This window comes from Mycobacterium sp. MFM001 (genome assembly GCF_003402475.1).
In the GTDB taxonomy this organism is placed as follows: domain Bacteria; phylum Actinomycetota; class Actinomycetes; order Mycobacteriales; family Mycobacteriaceae; genus Mycobacterium.
In genome coordinates this window covers 1-19,954 of record NZ_BFAB01000006.1, presented here as the reverse complement: position 1 = coordinate 19,954, position 19,954 = coordinate 1, and the positions used below count along the sequence as shown (strand labels likewise).

Below are 19,954 nucleotides of genomic sequence, written 5' to 3'. Positions count from 1 at the left end.
CACGGCGTCAGCGCTTGCCCGTGATGGCGTCGCGCGCCCGGTCCAGCATCGCCGCGAACGGGCCGGCCATCAGGTTGGCCACTTGGGATTCCACCCCCGCATGCGGCCGCGTCGGCGCGATCGCCTGGGCCAGCTTGGCGGCGCGGCCCATCTTCTCGCGCTCCTCGCTGCTCAGTTCCTTCTGCAGCTTGGCGAATTCCTGCTTCTCTTCCTGCTCGGCATGCTTGACGACGGCGTCGCGGAACGTGGCCAGTTCCTTAGCGAACTCCTGCGAAGCGACGTCGAGCTTCTCCAACTTGGCGAGGACCTTCTTGGCGTCGTGCTCTTCTTCCAGCCGGGCCGCGACGACGTCTCTGCCGTTGGACAGCTTGCGCTTGGCCCGCGGGTGAACGATTTCCTCTTCGGCGGTTTCGTGCACGGCCAACAGTCGCCGCAGCTTGACGAACGGCTCCTTGCGGTCCTTGCCGGTGGCGTTGAGCGTCTCGGAAAAAAGTCCCTTGATCTGCTCGTGTTGGTTGACGAGGAACTCGACGACATCCGTCGGTGTCTTGGCGGCAGGCGCTGCCATGGTTTCCTCCTGCGATATCTGGATTTTGCGCGCCGGGCTGTTGGTGTGCGCGCGATAAACGGCTACCCGACGCCTTCGCGCGCGAAACGCAGGTGTAGCGGCGCGATTGCCGGGGTACTGCATCGAACGTGGTCACCGGATTGCGGCGCTGGTGTGCCGCCACAGCTGTCGGCGCCGCCGTCGTCGCGGGTTGTTCGTCGCCCAGCCAGCCGGAGAGCGCACCAGAGGTGACACTGATCCCCGTCGGCGCGCCGCTGCACAACCCGGTGTGGTCGTACGGCACGCACACCCTGCTCGGGCTCACCGACGACCACCGGCTGGCCAAGGTCAGCGGCGCCGAGAATCCGGACACCGCGCACACCACTGTGTCCGAACCACTGGACGCCGGACGCAACCTGCAGATCAGCCAACGCGACGACCGGCATGTCTTCGTGCCGCAGCCGAAGCGTGGCAGCGTGGCCGTCGTCGACATCGCCACCCTGCGGCCCGTCGCCCACTTCGACGCGGGCCCGGCCCCCGACTATCTGTCCGAAGACGCCGGCATGCGCATCCTGCTCGCGCTGTCGGCGGACGGGACCACGGTGACCCCGGTCGAGCAGTACGGCTACCGCAAGTTGCCGGCCGCCAAGATCGAGCACGCGGATTCGATCGACGGCTCCAACCGCGGCCGTGAGATCGACTACCACGTGTACGGACCGTCGGGAATCCGCTACTACAAAGGCCCGTCGTCGCCGCCGGAAGAGCGCGGCGCGATGGCCATGGACGTCGCCGTATCGGCCGGCAACAGCACGAAGGTGACTCGCACGTATGTCGCCGACCACCAGCACGACGTGCTCTACTCCGTCGACTCCCGCCGCGGCGGCAAAGGATTGGAGGTGGTCGGCCGCGCGCAACTGCCGTCGTCTCCGGTGCGCTACCTCGGCACCGACGACACCAGGATCTACGCAGCAACGGACCGGCAACTCGTGACGCTCGAGGCGAACAGCTTCGGCGGCTACCCCAACGACACCATGCACATAATCCATGTGGTCGACTACCGCGCGAACCTGCCTGCCGGCCAAGCGAAGTCGGCGCCGCTGTCGGGGATGGACGTTGGGCCGCACCAGGTGTTCCTCACCCTGCGCGGAACCAACTCTGTAATTGGCGTCGCCAAACCACACCTGTGAGGTACTCATGACCACGCCGACCGGCATCGACGACGACTTCGAACTGCTCAACGAGCAGATCGAGGCGCTGAAGAAGCTGGGGCAAAAGGAGAAACTCGCCGAGGGCGAAAGCTACGACTTCTCCATCCGGTGGGGCGCGGCGCTGGCCGGGCGGCTACGACGGCTGGTGCATTACAGCTCCCAGGGCATCCTCAACGAGGCCGAAGAACGCCGGTTTCAAGCGCTGTGCGACGAGCTGCGCGGGCTATCCGACCTGATCGACCGATTCGAGCTGGCGCAGCCGGTGTTTACCGATAGCCCGCCGGCGAAGGCTAAACGGCATCGGGGAGCTCGACGGTCCAGCTCGCGGCGCGCGCTGCGGTTGCATCGCGGTTGAGAAAGTCTTTCTCCCGCAGCTTGATTCCGGTCCGCGGCTTGGGGCAGTCCGGATTCCGACACGTCAACGCCACCATGTAGGCGTCGTCGTCCTCGTCGAGGAACAGGAAACCGAGGTACAGCGCGTCACCGACGTCGAATTCCGTTGCGCCACAGGCCTCGCAGTGTCCGCCCTTGGCGTTGAGCTGCGCCAGCACCTTGTCGCACTCGACGGGCTCCAGCCGGATCAACTCGGGGCGAATCCAGTCGGTCATATCTCTACATCCTTGTCGTAATGGATGTTGTCCTCGCGCCAGCCGCCCAAGCCCCTGCCGATTCCGCTGTGGTCGTCGACGAACTCGATCTGGTTGATCCACTTGGCCATCTTGAAACCGACCTGGGTTTCCACCCGAAGCCGCAGCGGCGCACCGTGTTTGATCGGGAGCGGATGGCCGTTCATCTCGTAGGCCAGGATGGTCTGCGGCTTGTAGGCCAGTTCCATATCCATCACTTCGTAGAACTGGCCCAGCCCGTCGGAGCTGGGCTCGTCACGGCTGTTGTCCTGCATGGTCAGAAAACAGATGTAGCGCGCCTGCGGCAGCGGCTTGACCTCCGCTAGTAGCCGGCTCAGGTGGATGCCGCTCCACTGGCCGATGCTGGTCCAGCCCTGCACACAGTTGTGCATGACGCGTTGCGTCTCCGGTTCGGCCAGCGCGCGCAGCGCGTCCAAGTCCAGAGTCACCGGATTTTCGACCAGGCCGCCGACTCGCAGCCGCCAGTCGACGAAGTTGTGCACCGCCATCACCTTGTACTCGTTCGAGCACGGCGGCTTGCCGTTGACGCGGTGTTCCCTGGACAGCTTGCTCACCGGATAGTTCTGCCGGGAGTCCAACGGCCGCAACAGCATCAGCTTGGCGGGGGTGTTGATCGCCCCCAGGATCTTGTGAACCTGCACCGGTCGTTTCAGGCTCCACACCGTCGCGGCGACGTGGACGGCGACGATCGCACCGATGATCACGAAGGACAAGAACGTCGCCCAGTTGATGTTGCGGACCGAGCCGAAGATCATGGCTGCGGTCAGCTGGCCCCAGCCCCAGAAGAAGACCATCGACAGATGGATCACGATGAAGACTCCGAACGCGACCAGCCCGAAGAAATGTAGGCTGCGTGCCCACTGCCGACCACCCCACATTCGGACATACCACGGGAACCGCGCCTCCACCGCCGGGGATTGAGCTGCGCCGGTAAGGATCTGGAACGGCGCGAGCAGAAAGATCACAGCGGCGTACGTCAACTTCTGGATGGCATCCAGCGGTTCACTGGGCAACAGCGACGGCAGATTGAACGTCATGTAGGCGACGATGTCGTTCCACGCCTCGGAGAAGATCGACCACGAATAGGGCCAGTACCGGTGCCATTGGCCGGTCGCGAACAACAGGATGTAGTACGACAGGCCAACCAGAATCCATCCGATCACGGCGAAAAAGTGCCAGTGCCGGCCCATGCCCAGCTTCTTGTGGCCGGGTAGGGCGACGATCGAGCTGTAATGCTCCTCTTCGTCGAGGGTGTCGTAGAGCTTGTCGGTCGGCATTTCCTTGGTGGTGAAGCGCGCCCACTCGGTGCCCGGCTTGCTGTCGTCGTGCCAATACAGTTTGGGGTGCGTGCCGAGGATCTCGATGCCGCTGCGCAACAGCAACGTCAAGAACAGCACGTTGAGCCAGTGGTCGATCCGCAGCCACACCGGATAGTCGAATGTCATCAGTCGCGCCAATTCTGCCGTTGCGGGTACGCCACATTGATCCCCAACAGCACCGAGAAGTGCACCGCGATGAAGCCCAGTGCGAACGCCGCCGCAAAAGAGCCGGGAGCCACGTCCCAGCGGCCGGTCAAAGCCACCAACCCCGGCAGGCTGGTGACCCGGCTGACCAGATACAGGCCGAGGAAGATCACCGAAACTACGTCTCCCGCAAGCCAACCCAGTTGCGGGAGACTGGGATTCACAGCGAGCCACATGACCCCTGCGGCCGCCAGACAGCCCGCGATCAGCACGACGGCGTAGACGACGAAATACGCCGGCAGCGCCGGCTCCCAGGTCAGGACGTAGACGTGTGCCACCACAATGCCCAGCAGCAGTAGTCCGCCCAGCGCGGTGACCGTGCGCGGTAGGTCAAAGGCGACCCAGCCGCCCAGTCGCAGGATCTGATACAGCCGGCTGGGTCCCCTTAGGCGCACAACAAGACCCACGGCGGCTGCGTACCCCGGGGGGCGTCGTGGCAAACCATCGCCTACGTCCCCGCGCGGCTTGATAGCCTCCTTTGCGGGGGTGCGGCAGGAGGGACGGCCAATGCCCGCCGAAATGGACTGGGACGGAACCGTCGGCAAGGCCGACGATGTTCGGCGCGTGTTCGACAGCGTCCCGACCATCCTGGTGGGCTTCGACGGTCCCGACCATCGCTACGTCGCCGTCAACGAGGCGTACCGCAACATGTTTCCCCGGGTCACCGAGGTCGGTAAGCCGCTGCTCGAGGTCGCCCCCGAGCTCGCTGGCCAGCAGATCCACGAGATGCTCGACCGGGTGTATCAAACCGGCGAGCCACAGTCGGCGAGCGAGTGGCGCCTGCACCTCGACGTCGACGGCTCCGGCACCATTCAGGAGCGGTTCTTCGACTTCCTCGCGACACCGCGCCGCCGCCCGGACGGGTCCATCGAAGGGGTCCAGTTCGTCATCGACGACGTCACCGCCCGGGTGCGGGACCGGATCGCCGCCGAGGCGCGCGCGCAGGAGATGACCGACCGGTACCGTCACGTCCGCGATTCGGCGACCGTCATGCAGCAGGCGTTGCTGGCGCCGTCGGTGCCCGTGCTGCCCGGCGCCGACATCGCCGCGGAATACCTGGTTGCCGCGGAAGACACCGCGGCCGGCGGCGACTGGTTCGACGCGGTGGCGCTCGGCGACCAGCTGGTGCTCGTCGTCGGCGATGTCGTGGGCCACGGCGTCGAAGCCGCCGCGGTGATGTCCCAATTGCGCACCGCGCTGCGGATGCAACTGCTCGACCGCCGCGACATCGCTCAGGCGCTGGAGGCGGTCGACCGCTTCCGCGAGGAGGTGCCGGGCTCGAAATCGTCCACGCTGTGCGTCGGTGCGCTCAGCCTCAGCACCGGTGTATTCCGGTACTGCACCGCCGGGCATCCGCCGCCGCTCGTCGTGTCGGCCGATGCGACACCGCGTTATCTGGAGCCGACCGGCGCCGGCCCGCTGGGCAGCCGCACCGGCTTTCCGGTGCGCAGCGAGACCCTCGACATCGGCGACGCCATCCTGCTCTACAGCGACGGCCTGATCGAACGCCCGGGCCGCCCGCTGGCGGCCAGCACCGCCGAGTTCGCCGACCTGGCCGCCCAGATTCTCGGGGGCGGCGGGTTGCCGCTCGACGCCACCACCCGGCCGATCGACCGGCTCTGCACGCAAACATTAGAACTTTTGCTGCGCACCACCGGCTACAGCGACGACGTGACACTGCTTGCGGCACAACGGCGTACGCCGCCGGCGCCGCTGCGGATGACGGTCGATGCAAACCTCGAAGCCGCCCGCGCGGTGCGGGCGCGGCTGCGCGACTGGCTGTCTGGCATCGGCGCCGATTCCGAGGACATCTCGGATGTCGTGCACGCGATCTCGGAGTTCGTCGAAAACGCCGCCCAACACGCATATCCGGCCGAAACGGCCGGCGGCATCGTCGTCCAGGCGGCACTGGACGGCCACGGCAATCTGCGGGCGTGGGTGACCGACCACGGTCGGTGGAAGGAACGAGACGACTCGGCGCGCGACGGCGGACGCGGGCTGGCGGTGGCCGAGGCGCTGGTCTCGGAAATCCGTGTCACGCACGGCGCCGACGGGACCACGGCCGCGCTGACCCACCGGCTCACCCGCCCCGCACGGATCGTCACCGACCCGCGGGTGAGCCCGGTCGTCGACGAGCGCGGCATGGACTACGAATTCCGCACCATGGTCGACGACGACGGACGCATCGTCGTCGTCGGCGACGTCGACTCCCTGACCGCGGCCAAGCTGGGCCAGCAGATCTCCCTGCAAAGCCGCGGCGGCACCAAGCCGGTGACGGTCGACCTCAGTTCGGTCACCCACCTCGGGTCGGCCGGAGTCAGCACCCTGGCCGACGCTCACCACCAAGCCCGTCGCAACACCGCCGACTGCGTGCTGATCGCGCCGCCGGGCAGCCCGGCGCACCACGTCTTGTCGCTCGTCCGGCTGCCGATCGCCGCCAGCGAATCCGTGCGCGGGTGAAAGCCGTTGTCTAGCCGACTTTTCCAGTGCCGGTGCCGACGCCCGGCCCGCACGAGTCGGCGAGCCGATACGCCGACTCGAACAGCAGCGCGTGGACAAACGCCTGCGGCAGGTTGCCCCGCAACTGCCGCTGCGCCACGTCGAATTCCTCGGTGAACAGCCCCGGCGGGCCGCATGCCGTGCGGTTGCGCTCGAACCACCGGACCGCCGCCAGCTCGTTGCCCTGCTGATGGTCGGCCAGCGCCATCAGGAATCCGCACAGCAGGAAGGCGCCTTCGGCCTCGCCGAGCGGCCGCTCGTCGGGCCGGAACCGGTACACGAAGCCGTGCCGGCCCAGATCGTTGCGCACCGCTTCGACCGTGGCAATGCTGCGCGGGTCGCCGGCCGGCAGCGCGCCACGGATTGCCGGTGTCAGCAGCGCGGCGTCGACTCGCGAATCATCCGGCGCGCGTTGCCATCTGCCATTCGGGTGCAGGCAGTCGGAGTCGGCGTCGGTGATCAACTGGTCGGCCAGCCGCTGCCACCCCGCACCCTGCCGCGTGGGCGCTACTTCGCCGATGCGCCGCAGTCCGGCCGCGCAGATCAGCCGGGAGTGCGCCCAGCGCCGGTCGTCCACTTCCCAGATCCCGGCGTCGGGCTCGCGCCACCGCTTCTCGATGGCTTCGACCAGTGTTTCCGCTGCCCGCCAATGCTGCGCGTCGAGGCGGTCCAGGCGGCCGGCCGCCGCCAGCAGCAGCAGCGCCTCGCCGAACGCGTCGAGCTGAAACTGGTCGGTCACCCAGTTGCCCGTCTTGACCGCGCCGCCCGGATAGCCCGGCAGGTCGAGGTCTTGTTCTTCGGGCGGCGCATCACCGGTGACGCAGTAGGCCGGCTTCAGGCCGGGGCCGTCGGCCAGGACACGCTCGCTGACGAAGCGCACCGCGTCGTCGAGCAGCGGGTGCGCGCCGGCCGCGGCCACCGCCTGCCCGGCATAGCACTGGTCGCGGATCCAGCAGTACCGGTAGTCATAGTTGCGGCCTTGTTCGGCCCGCTCGGGCAGCGACATCGTTGCCGCGGCCACCATCCCGCCGCCGCTGCTGGTCAGTCCTTGCAGCACCGCGTAGGCGGTTGTTGCGTCGTCGTCGGCCAGAGTGCCGGAGACCTCGGGAACCGCTTGCGCCCAAGCACTTTCGGTGGTGCGCCAGGCGTCGTTGGGCCGGACGGCATCATCGGGCAACTCGCGGTCGGACAGTTCGAGAACCAGGTCGTGGTCGCGGCCGGGAACGACGTGCACGATCGCCTGCAGCGAGCCGTCGTCGTCGCGTTGTGCGTCGGCCGCACCGGCCCAGCGGAATCGGTGCGGACCCGACCGCCCGGTCCAGACCCCGTCGTGCAGCGCGAGGTCGTGCATGCGCTCGGCGCCGAATTCCGCGCGGATGTCGAGACAAATCCGCATGCGCATCGGCTTGTCGAGCGCCCGGATGCGTCGCAGCACCACCGCGGTGTGCGGATCGCCCGGGAAGGCCAGCGCCTCGCGACATTCGACGATCCCGTCGGTGGTCACCCACCGCGACCGCCAAATCAGCGACCCCTTCTCGTAGTACCCGCCCCAGACGTACCGCGGATGATCCGGCGCGACGGCATACAGGCCGCCACCGCCCAGCAGCGAGGTGAACACAGCGGGACTGTCCCAGCGCGGCAAGCACATCCAGCAGCAGTCGCCGCGCGGTCCGACGACGATGCCGCGCTCGCCGTCGGCGAGCAACGCGTACTCGCGCAGCACATGCGGGGTTGCGTCCATCGGTTTGCGGCATACCCGGTTTGTGTTGCGGGTAGTCACCCGGCATGACTTTGCGTGCCGCCTCCGCGATCCCCGTCGAATCCGTCGACGTCTCGGCCTACTCCATTCCCACCGACGCGCCCGAAGCCGACGGCACGCTGGCGTGGGATTCGACCACCTTCGTGCTGGTGAGCGTGCGAGCGGGTGGTCAGGTGGGGATCGGCTACACCTACGGCGGGACCGCCGTCGCGACCGTCGTGCAATCCAAGCTGGCCGACGTCGTCAAGGGCGGCGACGCGTTGCAGCCGCCGGCGCGGTGGGCCCAGATGCAGCACGCGGTGCGCAACCTGGGCAAGCCCGGCGTGGTGGCGTGCGCGATTTCGGCGGTCGACATCGCGTTGTGGGACTTGCGGGCACGGCTGCTGGACGAGCCACTGGTGATCACGCTCGGGGCGGTGCAGGACGCCACGCCGATCTACGGCAGCGGCGGATTCACGTCTTACGACAACGACGCGTTGCGCGAGCAGTTGTGCGGGTGGGTGGGAGCCGGCATTCCCAGGGTCAAGATGAAGGTGGGCAGCGATCCGGATGCCGACATCGGCCGGGTTCAGGCCGCCCGCTCGGCCATTGGCGACGACGTCGAGCTCTTTGTCGACGCCAACGGGGCCTACAACCGCAAACAGGCGCTGCTGTGGGCGCAACGCTTCGCCGAGTACGACGTGCGGTGGTTCGAAGAGCCGGTGAGCTCCGACGACCTGGACGGCCTGCGGCAGTTGTCGTCGCAGGGGCCAGCCGGAATGGACATCGCCGCCGGCGAATACGGCTACCACCTCCCGTACTTCCACCAGATGCTGGCCGCCGGCGCGGTGGACTGTCTACAGGCCGACGTCACCCGCGCGCTGGGGATCACCGGCGTGCTCAAGGTTTCCGCGCTGTGCGATGCGCGCGGCATCGATTTGTCGCTGCATTGCGCGCCGCAGATCAGCGGCCAGGTCGGCACCGCGATCTGGCATCTGCGCCATCTCGAGTACTTCCACGACCACGTGCGGATCGAAGGGCTGGCGTTCGACGGTGTGATCGAGCCCGAGCCGGGCGGCTTGCTGCGGCCGGATCGCAGCGCGCCCGGGCATGGGCTGACCGTCAAACAGGCTGACCTCGAACAGTTCCGGGTGGCCTGAAATTCACAGCTGGCACAAATATTGGCGTTGTAACGTCGAATGCTGTTAGACCGACAAACTATGTAAGTAGCGGCCCGCGCGGTGCACTCCTCCGCACAGACCGTGGCTCGGCGGCAAGAGACGTTGGAGGAGAAGTGGACATCGTACTCGGGGTATCGATGGCTCCCAAGACAATTCGCATGGTGCTGGTCGAGGGCGAAGACGCCGACGGCGTCACGGTCGAGGAAGACAACATCGACACCGCCCACAGCACACCGGATCAGGTGATCGCGGCCATCCTCGGCACCCGTGAGGGCGCCACCGAAGGCGGCTACGAGCTGAGGTCGACCGGGGTGACGTGGACCGACCCGGCCGATGCCGCCGCGCTGCGTGATGCGCTGGCGGCCCACAAGGTCGAGAACGTCATGCTGGTGTCGGCGTTCTTGGCGGCGGCGGCGTTGGCCCAAACCGTCGGCAATGCAATGGGTTACGAGCAGACTGCGATGCTGTTCGTCGAGCCCGAGACGGCGACGCTGGCCGTCGTCGACGCCTCCGACGGCTCGGTCACCGATGTGCGCCGCCGCCCGCTGCGCAGCGACGACGTGGTGGGCGAGCTTGCGGCGATGGTCGCCGACGTGGACGGCGTAGAGGGGCTGTTTCTGGTGGGCTCGGGTGTCGATGTGGCACCGATCAAGCCGGCGCTGGAGGCGACGACATGGCTGCCGGTGAGCGCGCCGGAGGAGCCGGAGACGGCGCTGGCCCGGGGCGCGGCGTTGGCGTCGGCGAACGCGCCGTTGTTCGCGTCGTCGACGGCGGCGTTGGCGTACGCGCAGGATCCCGGCACCGGTGTCGTGAACCCCTACTATTTCGAGGCATTCTCGGATGGCGGTTCGGACGATGTGGCGTACAGCGCCGTCGCAGACGACGAGGCCGATACTGCTGTTATCTCTGTCGGCGAAGTCCGGCAGGGGCGCAGGCCGTTGCTGTTGGTCGGCAGCATATTGGCCGTCGTTTTCGTTACCGCTGCTGTGGCGTTGGAAGTCGCGTTGGCGATCGGCATTCGCCCGACCGTTGCGCTGTTGCCGGCGCCGGTGCAGAGGCTGATCGAGCCGATCGAGCCGGCGCCCGCCCCGCCGCCGGCGGCGTCAGTGTCCGAGCCGCAACCACCGGCGGCACACATGGCCGCGCCGGCGCCGCAGCCCGCGCAGGTCCATGCCGTCGCGCCGCCGGCGCCGCTCGCGCTGCCCGCGCCGCCTGCAGCACCTGCGCCGGTTCCGCCTCCTGCGGCCCCGGTGCCGGCACCTGTGCCGGTGCCCGTGCCGATCCGGATTCCGGTTCCCGCGCCTGCGAATGTGCCAGCGCCCGCGCCGGTTCAGGCGTCGGTTCCGCAGCTTCCGATCAATCTGCCGGTTCCGCAGCCGCCGGTGCAGCACCCGACGCCACCGGTGCACGTACCGACTCCCCCGGTTCGCCAACCGTCGCCACCGGTACGTGTGCCGCCCGTGCGGCAGCCGACCCCACCCGTGCACGTCCCGACGCCACCGGTTCAGAAGCCCACGCCACCAATACATCTGCCAACGCCGCCCATCCAGGACCCGACGCCGCCGGTTCACCTACCGACGCCGCCCATCCAGGACCCGACACCGCCTTGGAAGCTGCCGAGCTCACCAATCCACGTGCCCACGCCGCCGGTTCAGGACCCGACGCCGCCGATACACCTGCCGACGCCGCCGATTCAGATGCCAGATCCCCAGCCGCCGGTGCACATGCCCTCACCCGAGCCGCCGATGCACCTGCCCCTTTTTCAGGCACCGCAGATGCCGGCGCCGCAAGCGCCTTCCATGCCCGCAATGCCGGCTCCGGCCATGCCCAAGTTGCCTTCAATGCCACCGCCCGCGGCGCCCGCAATGCCGTCGATGCCGCACTTCAGCTTGCCGACGATGCCGTCGTTCAAGTTCTGACCGTCTCTGCGCGTCGGGAAGCGGTGTATGTTGTGATGTATGAAGCGCACGAACATCTACCTTGATGAAGCGCAGACGGCCAGCCTCGACAAGCTTGCCGAACAGCAAGGGGTGTCGCGTGCCGAGCTCATCCGGCAGCTACTGAACCGGGCTCTCAACAACGCCGACGACGACTTGGTGTCGGACCTCGCAGCGATCAACGATTCGTTCGGAGCGCTTCGCGACTTCGAGGAGCCCCCACGCGGCCCCAGTGGCCGAGAGGAGCACCTCGACCAGGTGTGGCGCAGCACGTCGTGATCCTTGTCGACACCGACGTACTAATCGCTCATTTGCGGGGAGTCACAGCAGCCCGCGACTGGCTGATCAAAACGCGCAAGGAGGGAACTCTCGCGATCAGCGTGGTGTCGATCGCCGAATTAATCGGTGGGATGAGAAGTGCCGAGCGGCGTGAGGTGTGGCGCCTGCTCGCGTCTTTTCACGTGGAGCCCGCGACCGAAATCATCACGCGCCGCGCAGGTGATCTGATGCGCCGATACCGCAGAAGTCACAACGCGATCGGACTCGGCGACTACCTCATCGCGGCAACCGCCGACGTGCAGGGCCTCGAGTTGGCAACACTCAACGTGCGTCATTTCCCGATGTTCGAACATCTGCAGCCACCGTTTACGACGCCACTTAGGTGACGGCCGGCTCTTGACATTTTGGTGGTCCCGACTGGGATCGAACCAGCGACCTTCCGCGTGTGAGGCGGACGCTCTCCCGCTGAGCTACAGGACCGGTGCCGAAAGGCGAACGAGGTCGAAGATTAGCACGCTGAGACGTTTTCCGAGAACGCGCTGCTCCGGTGGCCGGCGAGGCGCGCCGGGCTGTACCGAGAAATTTGTGCGGCCCGCTTGGGTGGACTATCGTCGTGCTTCGCGACGGGCGACGATCTCGTCCGTGGCTCGCGGATGTAGCGCAGTTGGTAGCGCATCACCTTGCCAAGGTGAGGGTCGCGGGTTCGAATCCCGTCATCCGCTCGGAAGGTGCAAGTGGCATCAACCCCAGCGGTGGAGTGGCCGAGTGGTGAGGCAACGGCCTGCAAAGCCGTGCACACGGGTTCGATTCCCGTCTCCACCTCCATTTCTTTTTGACCCGGGCGCGGTTAGCTCAGCGGGAGAGCGCTTCCCTGACACGGAAGAGGTCGCTGGTTCAATCCCAGTACCGCGCACCAACATTCGCACAGCTAGGTAGCGGTAGTTAGATCAGCGAATACGGGTCCATGACCTAGATATGACCTGACCGAATCGGCGCGCTGGCAACCTGACCATGAAAGGTTGCAGCCATGACCAACGACACCATTCACTTCGACGTCCCGCTACCGGCCGGCGCCGTGAAGGTCTGGGACTGGGAGCTACCGCACCGCACCGGCTGGGCTGAGCCGTCGCGGGGCTTTTCCGGTAGCTGCCGCGTGATCGAGGGTGAGCGCGACACCATCCAGATCAACGTCGACGGTATCCAGTGGTCGAGCGGCCAGTGCGAGCGCGAAATTCGGGTGTATATCCACACCGACGCCGAGCCGCTGACCCCGGCGCGCGCCCGCCAGCTGGCCCGTGCATTGATCGCCGTGGCCGATGAGTGCGACGAGCTGGCGACCTATGACCGGGTGAGCACCGAGCACTGACGTCCTAGGCGATCATCGGGCTCATGTAGGCGTGCATGCTGGCGGCGCTGGTGGCCGCGCCCTGCGGACTGCTGCCCCCGGTGCCTTTGACGTGGATGGGATCGTCCTTGGTCCCGGCTGGCCCGTTGCCGCCACCGCCCTGGCCACCGCTCTGCTTGCCTTTGTCGCCGCCACCGAGACCCGCGCCGAGCTTGGAATCGTCGGCTTCTTCGCCCGGCTGCTTCTGCTGCTTGGGTGGCTGCGCGGTCCCGGCGATGTTGGGCAGCCCGAACTGAGAGCCGACCATGCCGCCGAGCAACTTGCCGATCCAGCCCGCTTGTCCTGGGCCGCCGACGCTGGGCGCCCCCATCTGACCACCCGAGAGCCACAGGGTTTCCAGGGGTGCCATCGCCGCCGTCGCGGCCATTTGGCCGCCCTTCTGCACGGCGAGGTTCAGCTCCTGGAAGGCCAGCTGCGCGGCCATCGAGCCGCCGCCGAAGGAAAACGCGCCCGCCGCCATCGAGGCTGCCTGCTCGGCCATCCCGATCAGGCCACCGCCGGTCAGTCCGAAGCCTGAGCCGGAGCCGAGCTGCGTGGGCTGCTGCTGGCCGTAGGTGTTGGTGGGGTTGATGTTGGGCAGCGTCCCGATGGGCAGCGAGCCGCCACCGGGAGCGCCGGGAAGGCCGCCGCCGGGAGCTACGGGACCGCCGGGGATGCCGGCGGGACTACCGATGACGCCGGGGATGCTGCCGCCGGGGCCGAAACCGGCTGGGGAAGCGCGGAAGCCGCCGCCGCCGCCAGTTGGAGAGCCGGTCAGCCTGGTGTGGATGTGGACGTGATCCATGTGGTTCTGCGTCGGCGAACCGCGGTCGGCGTACATCTGGAACGTGCCGTTGGGGTTGTGCTGGCCGTGCTGCCAGATCGTGTAGTCGGAAAGCCCGGTGCTCAGCGCGTACTGCGAGATCGCGTCGCCCAGCGCTTTGCCCTGCGGGGTGTTCCAGCCGGGGATCATCACGTCGAGCGCCTGACCCGACGAGTGCTCGTTGTAGCCGTCGGGTGGACGCCAGCCGCCGATATCGGTGATCTGCGGGAACAGCGACGCCACCATGTCCTTCATCTGGATACTGGTCGGCGTCAATCCCTTGTCGCTGCCGATGTGGCGCGGAACTACGTTGTCGCCTGCGCCGCCAGCGGGTGAGGTGAAGTCGACGAAGGTGGCGGCGTGCGTGCCGCCGGTCGTGGCGGCGGAAGTGTGGGCACCGCCGCCAGTGTCGGGTGGGGCAATATTCGGAACGCCGGGAGGCAAAGCGGCGCCAGGCATTCCCGGCGCGCCGCCAGCGATGGGCGGCAGCATCGACGGGAGTCCGGTGCCTCCCCCTGCTGGGTTAGGCGGGGCAGCCGGATGCGGCGCAGCGCCCGGCGCCGGCGCACCGCCGCCATGATGGAACAGATCGTTGTAGCCGCGCTCAGCGCGCGAGCCGACAGAAGGCCCCAGGATTGTCGTCCACCAGTCCTGCGGCTTCTTGCCGGTGGCTTTGTCGATCTGATCTTTCACGCTTGATGTCGGCCAGGTCTGCGCCATCGTCCCCAGCAGTGCCGCCAGAGGTCCGGCCGCGTCCGAAATCATCGCGAACGCCCCCGCGATACCGGGCGCGTCCTTTTCAAAGTCTCCGAATAGCGTTGTGACGTCCTTGATTTCACCCTTGAGGGTGCCGAAGGTGTCGAGCAGGGTCTTGGATTTATCGGCGGTCTGCTGAAGCGCGGGCGGCAACTTCACACCTAAAGCGTTCGCTAAGTCGTTGGCCCCCTTGAGCACATCGCCGTGCAGTGCTTTCGCCAGGCTGTCCACTGCCTTGTTGGTCTTGTCCAAGTACCCTGAGACGCTGTCGCCAAAGCCACGCACACTGCTCAGGTCCGCGCCGAACGCATCGCCGATCCCGGCGACGACATCGGTGACCCCCTTAGCCTGGTCGCCAACCTTTTGCAGTGCCTCGGAGATACCGCCGTGGTCCAAGCTGCGGGCCATACCCGAAGCCCACTTCTCGGCCTCATCCGCCATGCCCTCGAACATCGGCCGCGTGATGTCCTTGAGCGCGTCACCGATGTTGTGGCCGGCGTTCTTGAACTTCTCGCGCAGCTTGCCGGTCTCGCGCTCGGTCGCGGACTCGTCGAGCCGAGGTGCGATGTCCACCCAAATCGTTGAGTCATCTTCTGCCACAGGCGATTACCTCTCGTCGAGTTTTAGGTGCGGCCGGGCTGGCGGGTGAAAGGGCGCGGGACTGATGAAACCGCATAAAGAACCGCCAACCCGGCCGCGGTGGGTGGCGCTGGTGCAGGCGCAACCCTTCGTGCCGCGAGGGTAGAGAAACCCAGCACGGCAACGTATTTCACGCGACGAAGAAGTACGACACGGTCGCGGTGCCCGAGCCGACTACCGCATATACTGCGTCGTCCTCAGCGCCGGTCAACGGAACCTCTACCAGTGTGGTCGCCGGGATCGGCAGACCCGTTGTGCTGGTTACAGCCGACCCACCGATAAACGCTGCCGCGCTGGAATACACGAGTGCTCTGCTGATCGGCGCGGGGCCGCTTGTGAACAACTTCGTCGGTGTAGTGCCAACCGACACCTGGCCGGTACTTATCGCCATTTCATTTTCTCACTTTCGTTACCCACCCGGCGGCAAGCCAAGCGGCAGTAGTTTTGTCGTTCGGGACAGATATCCTGTCCCCACCCGTATACGGCACACCCTGATGCACGACCCGATACGGTTTGTTGACGCGCACCCGGATTGGGGTAGCCGCCTCTTTAGCTTCCGCATCGGTGATAGCCGCTCCCGCCGAGGTCGCGGGCGCAGGCTCCGGCGTAGCGCCGCCCAGGAAAGCAACGGGCGGATCGTCGTATTCCTTGATTGTCCGCGACGGCCGGGGATAATCCGCGGGAACCGGAGTCGCCCTGTAAAGGTAATCCGGGTCCTGCGGGTCTAATTCCGGTGTCTTCATCACACGAACGGAAGGTTCTCGATGATGTTGATCGCACCAGGGCGCGGCGTGGACAGAGATATACGAGATTCGATAACCCACCGCCACGTGTTGTTCGTCAAGCCGGTGTACGGATCGAAAATGATCAGCATATTCAGCCTGGTCCAATACACTGCGGCCCCGCCGCGGATCGACAGCATTACGCCGACGCCGTTAGCTATCTGCGTGCTCTGAACGACCGGGACTCCGAATAGCGACAGATTGCCGCCCTCATTGCCTTGCGGCCAAATCCCACCCAGTGATGGGTTCGTGGTCGCATGAGCAGCGGCGTCCCCATTCCAGGTCAGATTTCCAGCTGGCCCCTGCAGCATGTCCAAGACGTAGCGGCCGGTGTCGTCCTTGGTCGTCAACAGCGCCGTAACCGTTGCCGGGGAAAGGATCAGCAGGTCCGGTGGACTGTAGGCCGCCGTGCTGCTACGTAACGCCTGCGCGGCATACGCGATTGCGTCGAGACCGTTCGTGCCGGTGGCATCCTGAGTCAGAGTTCCCGAAACCCCCAACAGGCCGGTAAACGCCGCCCCGGTCGGGCCGCCCGCGGCGCCCGCATTCAGGATGTAGTTGTTTTCCTGGTTGATAAGCGACCGCTGCAACTCGGCCTGCATCCAGCCACCCAATTCCGGGTAGTCCATATTGAATTCCATGGAGACAGATGCCTGGCCGGCCAATTTTTGGGGCAACACCTTGTTTTCGGTGAATGTCATCCCAAGGTCCGGTTTGCTGCCCAGCTCAGCGACACCGTTCGCCTCCGCGGCGTTGGAGGTGTGCTGCAACCAATACGAGCTGGGGCCGTCCATAGCGGCAGCCGGCAAATACGAGGCAATCCGCGTCGGCTCATACGGCAGCGAAATAAACCGGTTCGGCTGCATAATCCCCGGCAGCGGACCGTTTATCAACGCCGATTCCGCAGTCGCAGTCTTGAAGTGGATACCGGAAGCGAACGCCTTACGGACATCCACCTCCAACGTGCAGGGCCGTTTCGTCTCCAACGCAACGCGCAACTCGTTAGCCTGGCCCGCATCAAGGTAACCAGGCACGGTAGACCCGACACCAAACGCCTTCATACTGGGCGCGCCGTTCGACCAATCCTGAGTGGCTAAGGACTCGAGCGCGGCATCCTGGCTGGCCATGAACCGGCCACCTGTTGCCAGGGCCTTGAGATGCGTCTCGATCTCGCCGCTTTCCTCCACGGCCCGGTCGACAAAGGACTTGTATTGTGCGGCGGTAATCCGGCCGCCTTCGAGATCCGCTGTTTTCAGCGCGATCTCATCTTTCAATTCCTGCGCACGGTGGCGCAGCATAGCGTCATTCATCTAAACCCTTAAGGTCCATAAGAATTGGGAACGAAGAAACTAGCTGGACCATTTACGCAGGTCAACAGCATTTTCTTCAATTTGTAAACCAGCGTTTTTGGCGGCGGTCCCGGCGGCGATGCGGCGGCCGTAGCGGCGGCACAGCGGTCGGGGCGGCGGTCAAGCCCGATGGCTTATCCCCAAGCTTACACTAGTGTCATTCATTTCGGAACGGGTGCCGGCGGTAATTCCCATAACACCTCGCAAAACTCCGTATACGACGGCCCATCGGTCCCGAGCGCGTCCGCCAGTAGGTTCTGGGTTGCGACCGCGGCCCGGTACCAAAGCGCGTCGTCACTACTGATGGGCGCCGCATCCAGACCACCGCCAATCGGCACCGGGGTCGACGCTCCCTGCACCTTCCGCTTCACCTGCTCGGCGACATCACCGATTGCGGTCCTCATCCACGGCGGCGTCGGTTCTAGCCCGTAGTTGAAAATGCCCAGCATTCCTGTGCGCAGCATTTCGTTAATCCACTGCGGATCGTCTTGTTTCATTTTTCGTTTGCTTTCGGGTCGTAGGAACAGTGCATCCACCACGGATCGAGACCGCTGACCCGGTTGTGAGCCAGGTACACAGACGGGTCGCCGGGCAGGAACCCATCCGGGTCGACCTTGCCTAGTCCCAGCTGGGTCGCCAGGGTTTGCAATTGGTCGGTGAGTTCGTCGAGCCGGTTACGGTCACCCGGGGTGGTGCCCTTGGTGTGCATGTCCCAGCGCAGCCGCTCCCACACGGCCGCGACACGGGCAAAGTTGAACACCACGTTCGGGTCCAGCGGCAGCTGACCGCGATGCGCGCGGACCTCCTTGCTGAAGATGCCCCAATCCCTGATCTGCGTGGCATATTCGTCGACGCTGCAGTAGTACTCGCGGCGGCTCACCGCAGCTCCTCTAGCAGCCGGTCCACCTCGGCGCCGAAACCGTCAGCCTGCACGGCCGGCAGCGCCAGCGGAATCGCCTTGGCGATCCGCAACAGGTCGGCGCGGGCCTGGGCCAGCGGCGTCAAGGCGGGATTTCGTACCACCGTGTCCGAGCGGCCCGTCACCAGAAACCCCCGCTCGTCCACGTCGGCCTTCAGGCGCAGGTACAAAGCGGTCGTCTCGGCGAACAGGCATAGTAGGTCGTGATCGATGCTGTGCCAGCGGCCGTCGCGCCACAGCCGGGCGGCCTGGCGGTCCCACACCTCACGGGCCATGGGGTCCAATGACCGCGGAGGGTCAACGGCTTGTTTGCTGAGTTTGCTCATTTGCTGCTCCGTTCTCCCGAGCGTGATGGTGTCAATAGCCAGATTTAAATGCGCAACAGTGCGCGCGCAAACGCCCAGCTGAGCGGGGTCGCTCCTGAGGCCCTCCCGAGGGATTAAAAGCCCCCCCTACCTGCGGTTTTAGGGAATCTGTGCATGGTCGGGGTCCTGACCTGCGGTTATATCGGGAGGGTCGATGGTCGATCAGCGGCATTTCATGATCACTTCCGCCGTTGTGTCTAATAAGGACCATCCCCGCGGAGGGTTCGCTGTGGCTTGCCTGAGTTTGCTAGGTCATGATCACTTCTGGCCCGATTCGTTCATGATCACTTCTGCTGCTGATTTGTCCGCGGTCACTTCCGAGCGCGCCTCGCGGATGAGTCGGGGCTGCGGGCCGAACTGCATCCGCCGCGCGCTGTGGCGACGAGCCCGCGTTATGGCGTTGCGGGTGTGTGCGTTGCGGCGTCGGCCGTGACTGTGCTTGCTCATGCGGCCTGCGCTTCGCCGAACACGACATCGACGAGATGGTCGACGTAACGCATGTGCCGGCGGTGAGTGTGGTCGTGCAGGATCACGCGCAGCCGGCCGTTCTTACAGCGGTACGGACGCAGCACGCGACCGTGGTGGTGGTTGTACTGCGTGGTGCCGTAGCGGCTGCGCTGGGGCACTGCGCGATCCAGGGACCGCACCCGGCCGTCACGAGCGATTTCGTACAGACCATCGAAGCCAGGAATGTCGCGCCAACTCACTTCTGCTCAGCCGCTTTCCGCTGCCAGGCTTTCAGCTCGCGCTGCTGTTTGAATCGCGTCACCTTGGTCGGTTTGCGCGGCTTGGCGTCCAGGCGCGCGACGGCCGGGACGATCCTGAGTCTTTCGTTGGTCACAGCTTTCCTTCCTCGGGAGAATCCAGGGGCGGCAGAACGGGCATAGAAAGCCGCGGCGGCAGCGGCAGGCGGCCTGGACGTAGTTGGCGAAGCTCATCGGCTGCCCCACTCGTCGAGAGGGAAGCCATCGGCATCAACGGTCGGCGGTTCGTAAGCGGCGCCGGCAGCGAAGTATTCGGCGCACTCGCGCTCGTATGCGCTGTCAGGAATGTCGTCGTTTTCGACGCTGCCGCTTACGTAGTTGGTCCCCTTTTCTTCCTTGCCTTGCCTAGCCTTGCCTAGCCTGTGTAGTCCCCCGTCCTGTCCCGAGGGACAGTCCCGGGGAGCGTCCCCGGGGACAGTCCTTTGAGCAGCGCGCTTGCGCGCCTTCTTCTCTCGGTCGCGTGCGCGTACTCGGTCGAGCGCTTCCAACTCCGAGCGCGTTGTCTGAGTGGTGGCAAAGTCAACGATCAGCCAATGCGTGCCGTGATACGCCCACAGACCGCTATCGACAAACGCTGGCACCGAATCGGGGTCGAATCCCGGAATCGCGCACAG

General features: G+C 65.9%; 21 protein-coding genes, 4 tRNA genes and 1 pseudogene. 11 read left to right on the top strand and 15 right to left on the bottom strand.

The window, feature by feature from the left end:
- Positions 1-7: 7 nt before the first annotated feature.
- Positions 8-568: a hemerythrin domain-containing protein gene (locus MFM001_RS11755; RefSeq protein ID WP_116375463.1), complete on the bottom strand. Its 561-nt coding sequence runs from the start codon at positions 566-568 to the stop codon at positions 8-10.
- Between the two features lie 128 nt (positions 569-696).
- Here MFM001_RS11755 and MFM001_RS11750 point away from each other — a divergent pair, with 128 nt between their 5' ends.
- Both MFM001_RS11750 and MFM001_RS11745 read left to right on the top strand, forming a co-directional pair.
- Positions 697-1,734 carry a hypothetical protein gene (locus tag MFM001_RS11750; RefSeq protein WP_116375462.1) on the top strand — a complete coding sequence of 346 codons (1,038 nt, stop codon included), beginning with the start codon at positions 697-699 and terminating at the stop codon, positions 1,732-1,734.
- Positions 1,735-1,741: 7 nt separating this feature from the next.
- A complete protein-coding gene (locus tag MFM001_RS11745) occupies positions 1,742-2,110 on the top strand; it encodes a hypothetical protein (RefSeq protein WP_116375461.1) in 369 nt (122 codons plus the stop codon).
- On the opposite strand, the gene MFM001_RS11740 is transcribed toward MFM001_RS11745, so the two are convergent.
- The 3 genes from MFM001_RS11740 to MFM001_RS11730 are packed head-to-tail and all read right to left on the bottom strand — an operon-like array spanning position 2,046 to position 4,332.
- Positions 2,046-2,363 (bottom strand): hypothetical protein, encoded by a 318-nt coding sequence (locus tag MFM001_RS11740; protein WP_116375460.1) that lies wholly within the window; start codon positions 2,361-2,363, stop codon positions 2,046-2,048. The two genes, MFM001_RS11745 and MFM001_RS11740, sit on opposite strands and share 65 nt — an antisense overlap.
- Positions 2,360-3,850 carry a molybdopterin-dependent oxidoreductase gene (locus MFM001_RS11735; RefSeq protein ID WP_116375759.1) on the bottom strand — a complete coding sequence of 497 codons (1,491 nt, stop codon included), beginning with the start codon at positions 3,848-3,850 and terminating at the stop codon, positions 2,360-2,362. The genes MFM001_RS11740 and MFM001_RS11735 overlap by 4 nt, the downstream gene beginning before the upstream one ends.
- Complete coding sequence (locus MFM001_RS11730) at positions 3,847-4,332, bottom strand: oxidoreductase (RefSeq protein ID WP_116375459.1); 486 nt, start codon at positions 4,330-4,332, stop codon at positions 3,847-3,849. The genes MFM001_RS11735 and MFM001_RS11730 overlap by 4 nt, the downstream gene beginning before the upstream one ends.
- A gap of 100 nt (positions 4,333-4,432) precedes the next feature.
- Between MFM001_RS11730 and MFM001_RS11725 the strand changes: the two genes are divergently transcribed.
- Positions 4,433-6,385 (top strand): SpoIIE family protein phosphatase, encoded by a 1,953-nt coding sequence (locus tag MFM001_RS11725; RefSeq protein ID WP_116375458.1) that lies wholly within the window; start codon positions 4,433-4,435, stop codon positions 6,383-6,385.
- Between the two features lie 10 nt (positions 6,386-6,395).
- Here MFM001_RS11725 and MFM001_RS11720 read toward each other — a convergent pair whose 3' ends face one another.
- Entirely contained in the window at positions 6,396-8,165 is a 1,770-nt protein-coding gene (locus tag MFM001_RS11720; RefSeq protein ID WP_116375457.1) for a glycoside hydrolase family 15 protein, read from the bottom strand.
- Between the two features lie 44 nt (positions 8,166-8,209).
- Between MFM001_RS11720 and MFM001_RS11715 the strand changes: the two genes are divergently transcribed.
- The 4 genes from MFM001_RS11715 (at position 8,210) to MFM001_RS11700 (ending at position 11,945) form a co-directional block, all read left to right on the top strand.
- Positions 8,210-9,322, top strand: a complete 1,113-nt coding sequence (locus MFM001_RS11715) for an enolase C-terminal domain-like protein (RefSeq protein ID WP_116375456.1) — start codon at positions 8,210-8,212, stop codon at positions 9,320-9,322.
- Positions 9,323-9,456: 134 nt separating this feature from the next.
- Positions 9,457-11,262 carry a hypothetical protein gene (locus MFM001_RS11710; RefSeq protein WP_238159117.1) on the top strand — a complete coding sequence of 602 codons (1,806 nt, stop codon included), beginning with the start codon at positions 9,457-9,459 and terminating at the stop codon, positions 11,260-11,262.
- Between the two features lie 39 nt (positions 11,263-11,301).
- Positions 11,302-11,559 (top strand): CopG family transcriptional regulator, encoded by a 258-nt coding sequence (locus tag MFM001_RS11705; protein WP_116375455.1) that lies wholly within the window; start codon positions 11,302-11,304, stop codon positions 11,557-11,559.
- Entirely contained in the window at positions 11,556-11,945 is a 390-nt protein-coding gene (locus MFM001_RS11700; protein ID WP_116375758.1) for a type II toxin-antitoxin system VapC family toxin, read from the top strand. Before MFM001_RS11705 ends, MFM001_RS11700 begins: the two co-directional genes overlap by 4 nt.
- A gap of 19 nt (positions 11,946-11,964) precedes the next feature.
- Here MFM001_RS11700 and MFM001_RS11695 read toward each other — a convergent pair.
- Positions 11,965-12,039 (bottom strand) — tRNA-Val (locus tag MFM001_RS11695).
- 169 nt (positions 12,040-12,208) lie between these two features.
- Between MFM001_RS11695 and MFM001_RS11690 the strand changes: the two genes are divergently transcribed.
- The 4 genes from MFM001_RS11690 to MFM001_RS11675 all read left to right on the top strand — a co-directional run bounded on the left by MFM001_RS11690 (position 12,209) and on the right by MFM001_RS11675 (position 12,925).
- Positions 12,209-12,281 (top strand) — tRNA-Gly (locus tag MFM001_RS11690).
- A gap of 29 nt (positions 12,282-12,310) precedes the next feature.
- Positions 12,311-12,384, top strand: a tRNA-Cys gene (locus tag MFM001_RS11685).
- A 16-nt stretch (positions 12,385-12,400) separates the two neighbouring features.
- Positions 12,401-12,475: transfer RNA gene (locus tag MFM001_RS11680), tRNA-Val, on the top strand.
- A 111-nt stretch (positions 12,476-12,586) separates the two neighbouring features.
- Positions 12,587-12,925, top strand: a complete 339-nt coding sequence (locus tag MFM001_RS11675; protein ID WP_116375454.1) for a hypothetical protein — start codon at positions 12,587-12,589, stop codon at positions 12,923-12,925.
- A gap of 4 nt (positions 12,926-12,929) precedes the next feature.
- On the opposite strand, the gene MFM001_RS11670 is transcribed toward MFM001_RS11675, so the two are convergent.
- The 9 genes and pseudogenes from MFM001_RS11670 to MFM001_RS24485 all read right to left on the bottom strand — a co-directional run.
- Positions 12,930-15,095 (bottom strand): hypothetical protein, encoded by a 2,166-nt coding sequence (locus MFM001_RS11670; protein WP_116375453.1) that lies wholly within the window; start codon positions 15,093-15,095, stop codon positions 12,930-12,932.
- Positions 15,096-15,903: 808 nt separating this feature from the next.
- Positions 15,904-17,253, bottom strand: a complete 1,350-nt coding sequence (locus MFM001_RS11660) for a phage major capsid protein (protein WP_116375451.1) — start codon at positions 17,251-17,253, stop codon at positions 15,904-15,906.
- Between the two features lie 200 nt (positions 17,254-17,453).
- A complete protein-coding gene (locus MFM001_RS11655; protein WP_116375450.1) occupies positions 17,454-17,789 on the bottom strand; it encodes a hypothetical protein in 336 nt (111 codons plus the stop codon).
- The gene (locus MFM001_RS11650) at positions 17,786-18,172 is read right to left on the bottom strand and encodes a hypothetical protein (protein ID WP_116375449.1); all 387 of its coding nucleotides are present in this window, start codon (positions 18,170-18,172) and stop codon (positions 17,786-17,788) included. Before MFM001_RS11650 ends, MFM001_RS11655 begins: the two co-directional genes overlap by 4 nt.
- Positions 18,169-18,537: a P27 family phage terminase small subunit gene (locus tag MFM001_RS11645; protein WP_116375448.1), complete on the bottom strand. Its 369-nt coding sequence runs from the start codon at positions 18,535-18,537 to the stop codon at positions 18,169-18,171. Before MFM001_RS11645 ends, MFM001_RS11650 begins: the two co-directional genes overlap by 4 nt.
- Positions 18,538-18,834: 297 nt before the next feature.
- Positions 18,835-19,023: a hypothetical protein gene (locus MFM001_RS24335; RefSeq protein WP_142760687.1), complete on the bottom strand. Its 189-nt coding sequence runs from the start codon at positions 19,021-19,023 to the stop codon at positions 18,835-18,837.
- Positions 19,020-19,283 carry an NUMOD4 domain-containing protein gene (locus MFM001_RS11640; protein ID WP_116375447.1) on the bottom strand — a complete coding sequence of 88 codons (264 nt, stop codon included), beginning with the start codon at positions 19,281-19,283 and terminating at the stop codon, positions 19,020-19,022. Before MFM001_RS11640 ends, MFM001_RS24335 begins: the two co-directional genes overlap by 4 nt.
- Positions 19,280-19,417 carry a hypothetical protein gene (locus MFM001_RS24490; RefSeq protein WP_160118008.1) on the bottom strand — a complete coding sequence of 46 codons (138 nt, stop codon included), beginning with the start codon at positions 19,415-19,417 and terminating at the stop codon, positions 19,280-19,282. The genes MFM001_RS11640 and MFM001_RS24490 overlap by 4 nt, the downstream gene beginning before the upstream one ends.
- Before the next feature lie 93 nt (positions 19,418-19,510).
- Positions 19,511-19,954: pseudogene (locus MFM001_RS24485) on the bottom strand (hypothetical protein); the annotation flags it as partial.

Bases quoted from the DNA above. Each gene is read 5' to 3' on its own strand.
- MFM001_RS11755 (WP_116375463.1), bottom strand. From the start codon at position 568: ATGGCAGCGCCTGCCGCCAAGACACCGACGGATGTCGTCGAGTTCCTC.
- MFM001_RS11745 (WP_116375461.1), top strand. From the start codon at position 1,742: ATGACCACGCCGACCGGCATCGACGACGACTTCGAACTGCTCAACGAG.
- MFM001_RS11740 (WP_116375460.1), bottom strand. From the start codon at position 2,363: ATGACCGACTGGATTCGCCCCGAGTTGATCCGGCTGGAGCCCGTCGAG.
- MFM001_RS11725 (WP_116375458.1), top strand. From the start codon at position 4,433: ATGCCCGCCGAAATGGACTGGGACGGAACCGTCGGCAAGGCCGACGAT.
- MFM001_RS11720 (WP_116375457.1), bottom strand. From the start codon at position 8,165: ATGGACGCAACCCCGCATGTGCTGCGCGAGTACGCGTTGCTCGCCGAC.
- MFM001_RS11715 (WP_116375456.1), top strand. From the start codon at position 8,210: ATGACTTTGCGTGCCGCCTCCGCGATCCCCGTCGAATCCGTCGACGTC.
- MFM001_RS11705 (WP_116375455.1), top strand. From the start codon at position 11,302: ATGAAGCGCACGAACATCTACCTTGATGAAGCGCAGACGGCCAGCCTC.
- MFM001_RS11675 (WP_116375454.1), top strand. From the start codon at position 12,587: ATGACCAACGACACCATTCACTTCGACGTCCCGCTACCGGCCGGCGCC.
- MFM001_RS11660 (WP_116375451.1), bottom strand. From the start codon at position 17,253: ATGAATGACGCTATGCTGCGCCACCGTGCGCAGGAATTGAAAGATGAG.
- MFM001_RS11655 (WP_116375450.1), bottom strand. From the start codon at position 17,789: ATGAAACAAGACGATCCGCAGTGGATTAACGAAATGCTGCGCACAGGA.
- MFM001_RS11645 (WP_116375448.1), bottom strand. From the start codon at position 18,537: ATGAGCAAACTCAGCAAACAAGCCGTTGACCCTCCGCGGTCATTGGAC.
- MFM001_RS24335 (WP_142760687.1), bottom strand. From the start codon at position 19,023: ATGAGCAAGCACAGTCACGGCCGACGCCGCAACGCACACACCCGCAAC.